Below are 6,602 nucleotides of genomic sequence, written 5' to 3'. Positions count from 1 at the left end.
CCTTGATGTCCGCACCTGCCGCGAAGGCTTTTTCGGAGCCGGTGATGACCATCGCGCCGATGTCGGCATTCGCGCAGAAGCCATTCACGGCCGCGACCATTTCCGCCAGGACCTGGGAGTTCAGCGCATTGAGCGCCTTCGGCCGGTTAAGCGTGATCAGCCCGACCTTGCCGCGGGTTTCCACGATGATCGTTTCATATGCCATGACTGTATCTCCTCACTCAGTCATCTAACTTACATCTGGCGTCCAGCTCATACTCGGCATCTAGGTCACACCCGGCACCTAGCTCACAACTGACAGGTCCGGCAATAGAAGGTGGAACGCCCGCTTTGCACTATGCGCTCTATATGGCCGCCACAGCCGTGCTTGGAGCAGGGTTCGCCCTCGCGATCGTAGACCGCGAACGAATGCTGGAAATAGCCCAGCGACCCGTCGGTCTGCATATAGTCGCGCAACGACGATCCGCCGGCGGCGATCGCGTCGGCGATCACCGCGCGGATGGCTTCGGCCAGGGCGTCGCGCTGCTGTTTGGCCTTCTTTCCAGGACTTGCGATGGTGCCCGCCTCGCGCAACGGCGACAGACCGGCGCGCCACAGGGCCTCCGACACATAGATATTTCCGAGCCCGGCGATCAGCCGCTGATCGAGAAGTGCTGCCTTCAGCGGCGACTTCCGGCCTTTCAGCAGCGAGGCGACCAACTCGCCGTCCAACGCATTGCCTGTCGGCTCGACGCCCAGCCCCGCGAGCATCGGATGCGTGTCGGGCGCCCCTTCGGAAAACAGCATGAAGCCGAAACGGCGCGGATCGTTGAAGGTCACGCGGGACCGGGCGCCTTCGGGAGAAACGATATGGAAGACGACATGGTCGTGTACCGCGCTTTTCGAGCGCTCGTGATAAAACGCGCCCAACACTTCGCTGCTATCGGGCATTTCGCTGTCATCGGACGTTTCGATGCGGAACGACCCCGACATGCCGAGATGGCAGATCAGCACCGGACCGCCTTTCAGATGCATCGTCAGGTATTTGGCCCGGCGGCCGAGCGCTGTAATTGTCTTGCCGGTCAGCCTCTCCAAGAATTTTTCGGGAAACGGAAAGCGCAGGTCGGGCCGGCGTGCCTCGACGCGGACGATATGGGCGCCTTCCAGAACCGGCTGCAGGCCCCGTCGCACCGTTTCGACCTCAGGCAACTCAGGCATGGCCGCCTATCGTTGCATAGAAGGAGGTGCCGTGACGGCCGCGTGCCAGCCCAAGATGCTCGGCGACGGTTTCACCGATGTCGGCGAACGTCGTTCTGAGCCCAATGTCGCCGTCAAAACCTGGTCCCGTGCCGATCACTGGAATGCGTTCGCGTGTATGATCGGTGCCGTGCCAGGTCGGATCGTTGCCATGGTCTGCCGTGAGGATGAGAAGGTCGCCTTGCCTCAGTCGTGCAAGCGCCTCCGGCAGCCGCCGGTCGAAGGCCTCGAGCGCCGCGGCATAGCCGGCAACATCGCGCCGATGGCCGAACTCTGTGTCGAAATCGACGAAATTGGCGAAGACGAGATCGCCGTCGCCCGCGTCAGCCATCGCGCCGAGCGCCTTGTCGAACATTGCCATGTTGCCGGCGGCCTTGCGCACTTCCGAAATGCCGCGATGGGCGAAGATGTCGCCGATCTTGCCGACCGCGATGACCCGGCTGCCGCGCGCCGTCAACCGGTCGAGCAGAGTCGGTTCAGGCGGCGGCACCGAATAGTCCCGGCGGTTGTGCGTCCGTTCGAAGCTGGCGGCGGCTTCCCCAATGAAGGGCCGCGCGATCACCCGTCCGATGTTCAGCGGATCGACCAGCCTGCGCACCACCTTGCAGAATTCGTAGAGCCGTTCCAGGCCGAAGTGAACTTCATGCGCGGCGATCTGCAGGACGGAGTCGACCGACGTGTAGCAGATCGGCTTGCCGGTGCGGATATGCTCCTCCCCGAAACGCTCGATGATCTCGGTGCCCGGGGCATGGCAATTGCCGAGAATGCCCGGCACCTCTCCTTCGCGGATGATCGCTTCGGTCAGTTCGGCTGGAAAGGCGGGAACCGTGTCCGGGAAATAGCCCCAGTCGAAGCGAACCGGCAAGGCGGCGATTTCCCAATGGCCCGATGGCGTGTCCTTACCGCTCGAAATCTCCTGCGCCGCGCCATGGAAGGCGGAGGCGAGCTGGGCCTCGCCGCCGCTGTCGATGCTGAATCCTGTCGCGGTTTTCGCCGCGTGGCCCAGGCCGAGCGAGAGCATGTTGGGTACGAAAAGCGGGCCTTTGCGCAGCCCCTCGCGATCCGCCCGGCCTTCGGCGCAGGCTCTAGCGATGTGTCCGAACGTGTTGGAACCGGCGTCGCCATAGCGCTCTGCGTCGGCCGCGCCGCCGATGCCGAAGGAATCGAGAACAAAAAGGAAGGCGCGCGCCATTGCAGGGATTCATTATTATCGTTTGTCTGTCCGCCCAGACATAGGGGGCCGCGCCGCCATTGGCAATTCGGAAGCAGACGGCTTGGCGCGATAGTTGAGATGTGGCGAAATGCCGACATCGGCGTGGATCGACGAAAACCAGCGGGGAACTCACATGAGGCATGCCTTGAAGGCCTCCGCAGTCATCATGACGCTGCTGGGTGCGGCCTAGTCAAACCCGGTGCGCGCCGACTGGCGGGATGACATCGGCACGTTTCGTGTCGGCATCGTCGCCGAGCCCGGCGCCGGCAACACCGTTCCGGGTCTGGCGCTGTTGACGGACGCCTACACCAAGGCGCTCGGCATGAAGGTGGAGTTTGTCGTTTCCCGCGACTACGGGGCGCTGATCGAGGCGCAAGCCAACGCCCACATCAAATATGCGGTCTATTCGGCGACCGCATCCGAACGTTGCGAATGCGTCGAGCCTCTTGTGGCGCCCTGTCGATTCCGGCGGCGTGATCGGCATCCGATCCGTCTTGCTGACGCGGGACGGCAAGGTCCCAGATCTGGCCGCGATGGAGGCACATCGGGTCGCCATGGTGCCTCCGGACAGTGTCGGCGGTTCTCTTTTGCCGCTTGCCGGGCTGGCCGAAGGCGTCATGATCGCCAAGGATGCGCCATTTCTGACGCACGCCAATTCGGCTGCGGCGGCTGAAACGATGCTGGTCGATGGCGAGGCCGATGCCATCTTCGGCTGGATGCCGGCGGTGGCCGATGGCCAGCCGGATGTTGCGGGCGGCACGGTCGCCAGGCTGGAAATGGCAGGGCTTTCGAAAGCAGCACTTCAGGTCGTGTGGACGTCCGGCCTGCTGCGGTATGGTCCCCATGCCGTCCGCAGCGATCTCGATCCCGAAGCCAAACGGCGGCTCACGGTGTTTCTCATCAATCTCAGATCGATGTCGCCGGATGTCTACGATCTTCTGGAATCGAAACATTCCGGCGGCTTCGCCGTCGCTGGCCCGAAGGATTACGCGATGGCTGCAGCCATCGTGCGCCTGGTGTCAGGCAACGGCCGATAGCAATGGCGGCCGGAGTCGTGCGCGGTCGTTTCAGCAGGTGCTGCAGGGAATCGTCGGGCTCCTGCGGGGCCTGAGATAATAGGTTTCGCCCATCGATATCGAGTCGAAAGCCGAACTCAATCCGAGCCGCTTCTCACTGTCCACCGACCAGGTGATGATCGGCTGGTATGCGAGATTACTTTCGACGCGAATGAGAAAGGTACCCTTGATCTCGAGCGCCGGTGGAACCTTGGTGATGGAGTTTTTGGCGGTGGCGGCGCTGAAGGCGCTACCGACCATCTTGCGTGACCACACGACCAGTGCCTTCGGCGTCGTTTCGTCCGTGACCTGTATTGCGGTGATGATGATTTCCGGGGTCGATCGGTTGTACGGCTGAAGGGTGGAGTTGCCGATCTGCATGATCGCATCGAGATCGGCTGCCGTGATGGTCTGCTGCTGGGTAACGAGATCCGCCACCATGCTGCCGATGCGACTGACCTTTTTGCTGGTCTCGATGGCTTGTGAGGCTTCCATGGTCATGAAGTACATGATCAGCAGGACGGGCACGATGAAGGCAAACTCAACGGCCGCGACACCGCGGCGATCGGAGCAGAACCGGATGGTTTTCGTGCATATCCCAGCGATCCACTCATGTGCCCCCGCACGCCCCATGCCTTCGTCCTTTTCCCACCCACGCAACGGTGCGTTTTCAATTGTCGAACGGCTCGTTCTGCCAGGTCACCGATGCGAAATGCAGCGTGTTGCCGTCTTTCAGATTGGCCATCGACTTGGCCATGAAATCGGTCATGACGGGCCATTTATAAAAAACCCGCAGCATGTTTATTGATTCAGCCAAGCCTGGGGATACCGTAAAAGCCGCGGGGTCCGTGCCGGTCAGCACGATTTCGCGGTCTTGGATCTTGAAGCCCGCCTGGGCCGCGGCGGCGAAGGTCGGATACTCGCGCAGGTCCACCTCCAATCCCGGGCAGTCCTTGGCGACCATGATCTCCAGCCGGCTGCAGATCATGGTCTTCAGCGTGGCCTCGGTCACATCGGCCTGCCTTACCTGGCCCGTCCGAAGCTGGCGCGCGACATCGTCGGTGATGTTGGCCATCACCTCTTGCCCGGCAAATGATATGCAGCTCTCCAGTATGGCAAAGATGAGGAGCGCAAATGGCACGGCAAGCATCGCGAACTCCAAAGCCGTGCTGCCGCGCCGGTCGCCAAGGAAGCGCGCGGAAAAGCCTGCGAGTCCTGCTCTGATCATGTCCCGTGTCTGCCGATCCTGAAGGGGTGTCGGAGGGAATATTAGCGGAAAGCCATTGAAGTGCGGTTTGTATGATCGTTAAATTTGAGGGAGAGGCTTTAACAGGCCGACAACCGAAGCGGCATTTCAGCGGGGTGAGAACAATCCGCTCGTTACCGGCCGGCGCTCATCTCGGCTTCCGAGGCCTTCTCCGCATCGCTTTTGTACGAGCTTTCGCAATACGGCGTGCAGGACATGGTCTGTATTTCGGCACGCCGATAGATGCGCACCGACGACGCATCCTGCCGCACGACGGTGATCTGCTCGTCGACGATCGGACGGCCCTCTTGATCGAGGACGACGAGGTTGGTGACGCCGAAGCCTTTGCCCGTCAGCACGATCGTCGAAGCATCCTGCACGGAGGCGTCGGCGATCGCCGGGTTGCCGACGACAATCGTATCGGCGGCGCGCGACAGTTTGACGATCTTCGCCTGATTCATCGTGACCTCGATGCCGGCGCCAGCCTTGACCGGCACGACAAAGGCCGCGGCGGCAAGGAGCGCGGCAATCGGAAAGGACGATCTCGGCCCGGTCATTGAAGCGCTCCACGGCGGCAAACTGCTCAACGGAACATGAACGAGATTGGTGAACCAACGGTTAATCGGAGAAGTGCTGTGGTGATGTCGGGATCGGAATCGTGATCGCCTGCAGGGGGCGGCCCTTTTCCCAAATCGCTAAATTGCGCCTTTCGCGGCCCGTGACGTGCCTGTCGGGCCATAGCGTCACTTAGTTTACGGTTAACCACGCAATGTCATCGAAGCCGGAAAGGAATCGGTAAGGCTGTTTATTAAGCCGATCGAAAGAGCTTCTCCGTAGATTGGCAATATCCGATCAGCCGCCAAGAGAAGTTGACGGAACTGCTGTAACACGTGGAGTAGGAGCTCTCGAATGTCTAATCTCATTGCACGTTTTGTGAAGGACGAATCCGGCGCGACCGCTATCGAATACGGTCTGATCGCCGCTCTCATCGCGCTCGCCATCATGGTCGGCGCCGGCTCGCTGGGCAACGCGCTGAACGCGAAGTTCAACGGGATCGCCACTTCGATCAACAATTCGTAACAGATCACGACGTCTTGTCGTTGAACAGGGCCGCCTCACTGGCGGCCCTGTTTCGTCGTACCGCAGATTTCAGCTCGCAGCCTCATCAATCGTTAATCGAACATGTCTAAGCTGGGCTAGGCATAGTTGACCATAGGCCCCGCGCAGATGCTTGAAGCCCTGATCTTCGTCGTCTTTCCGTTCTGCATGCTTTTCGCCGCGATCTCCGACATGCTGTCGATGACGATCGCCAATCGCGTGCCGGTGCTGCTTGTGGCAGTCTTCGCCCTGGTCGCGCCGCTGACGGGAATGGACTGGGCAACCTATGGCTGGCATTTCGCCGCCGGTGGCTTGGTTCTCGCCGTGACCTTCGGTCTGTTCGCGCTCGGCGGCATGGGAGGCGGCGACGCCAAGCTGCTGGCCGCCACTGCCGTGTGGATGGGGCTCAATGTCGATCTCATCCAATATCTCGTGGTCTCGACATTCATCGGTGGCCTGCTGACGCTCGCAATCCTTGTCTATCGGAAATCGCCGCTTGCGGCCGTTACAAGCCATAATCCGTTTTTACGCCATTTCGCCGACGAGACATCAGGCGTTCCCTATGGCATCGCGCTTGGCATTGGCGGCCTGCTCACATTTCCGAATTCGCCCTTGATGACGTGGGCACTTGCAAGGCTGGCGGTCTGATTCTCGCCGCCAACATTTTCTCGTCAGACCATGCCTACCATTCTTCGATTTGGCGTTGAAGCAGGCAGCTTGGCAGCCTTTTTTGCGGTCCGGAGCGATGCCTCAA

9 protein-coding genes are annotated in these 6,602 nt (G+C 61.0%); 3 read left to right on the top strand and 6 right to left on the bottom strand.

Annotated elements, in window-relative coordinates; all coding sequences use genetic code 11:
• From EOA78_RS24615 to EOA78_RS24605, 3 genes are all read right to left on the bottom strand, one after another.
• Window positions 1-205, bottom strand: a 205-nt coding sequence (locus EOA78_RS24615) for an enoyl-CoA hydratase-related protein (RefSeq protein ID WP_206533489.1), incomplete at its 3' end; no start/stop codon positions are given.
• 83 nt (window positions 206-288) lie between these two features.
• On the bottom strand, window positions 289-1,197 hold the full coding sequence (mutM, locus tag EOA78_RS24610; RefSeq protein ID WP_127317379.1) for a bifunctional DNA-formamidopyrimidine glycosylase/DNA-(apurinic or apyrimidinic site) lyase: 909 nt from the start codon (window positions 1,195-1,197) through the stop codon (window positions 289-291).
• Window positions 1,190-2,428 (bottom strand): phosphopentomutase, encoded by a 1,239-nt coding sequence (locus EOA78_RS24605; protein WP_127317378.1) that lies wholly within the window; start codon window positions 2,426-2,428, stop codon window positions 1,190-1,192. Before EOA78_RS24605 ends, mutM begins: the two co-directional genes overlap by 8 nt.
• 467 nt (window positions 2,429-2,895) lie before the next feature.
• On the opposite strand from EOA78_RS24605, the gene EOA78_RS24600 reads away from it, so the two are divergent.
• Window positions 2,896-3,486: a PhnD/SsuA/transferrin family substrate-binding protein gene (locus EOA78_RS24600; protein WP_348628504.1), complete on the top strand. Its 591-nt coding sequence runs from the start codon at window positions 2,896-2,898 to the stop codon at window positions 3,484-3,486.
• A gap of 30 nt (window positions 3,487-3,516) precedes the next feature.
• Here the strand turns inward: EOA78_RS24600 and EOA78_RS24595 are convergent, their stop codons facing one another.
• From EOA78_RS24595 to EOA78_RS24585, 3 genes are all read right to left on the bottom strand, one after another.
• Entirely contained in the window at window positions 3,517-4,137 is a 621-nt protein-coding gene (locus EOA78_RS24595) for a TadE/TadG family type IV pilus assembly protein (RefSeq protein WP_127317377.1), read from the bottom strand.
• Between the two features lie 37 nt (window positions 4,138-4,174).
• Complete coding sequence (locus tag EOA78_RS24590; protein WP_095517024.1) at window positions 4,175-4,732, bottom strand: TadE/TadG family type IV pilus assembly protein; 558 nt, start codon at window positions 4,730-4,732, stop codon at window positions 4,175-4,177.
• A 152-nt stretch (window positions 4,733-4,884) separates the two neighbouring features.
• A complete protein-coding gene (locus tag EOA78_RS24585) occupies window positions 4,885-5,307 on the bottom strand; it encodes a pilus assembly protein N-terminal domain-containing protein (RefSeq protein ID WP_127317376.1) in 423 nt (140 codons plus the stop codon).
• A 352-nt stretch (window positions 5,308-5,659) separates the two neighbouring features.
• Between EOA78_RS24585 and EOA78_RS24580 the strand changes: the two genes are divergently transcribed.
• Both EOA78_RS24580 and EOA78_RS24575 read left to right on the top strand, forming a co-directional pair.
• On the top strand, window positions 5,660-5,830 hold the full coding sequence (locus EOA78_RS24580; protein ID WP_127212514.1) for a Flp family type IVb pilin: 171 nt from the start codon (window positions 5,660-5,662) through the stop codon (window positions 5,828-5,830).
• A gap of 147 nt (window positions 5,831-5,977) precedes the next feature.
• Window positions 5,978-6,496 carry a prepilin peptidase gene (locus EOA78_RS24575; protein WP_127317381.1) on the top strand — a complete coding sequence of 173 codons (519 nt, stop codon included), beginning with the start codon at window positions 5,978-5,980 and terminating at the stop codon, window positions 6,494-6,496.
• Window positions 6,497-6,602 lie beyond the last annotated feature (106 nt).

Source organism: Mesorhizobium sp. M5C.F.Cr.IN.023.01.1.1, from assembly GCF_003997585.1.
GTDB lineage: Bacteria > Pseudomonadota > Alphaproteobacteria > Rhizobiales > Rhizobiaceae > Mesorhizobium > Mesorhizobium wenxiniae.
This window is presented reverse-complemented; position numbering and strand designations above follow the sequence as displayed.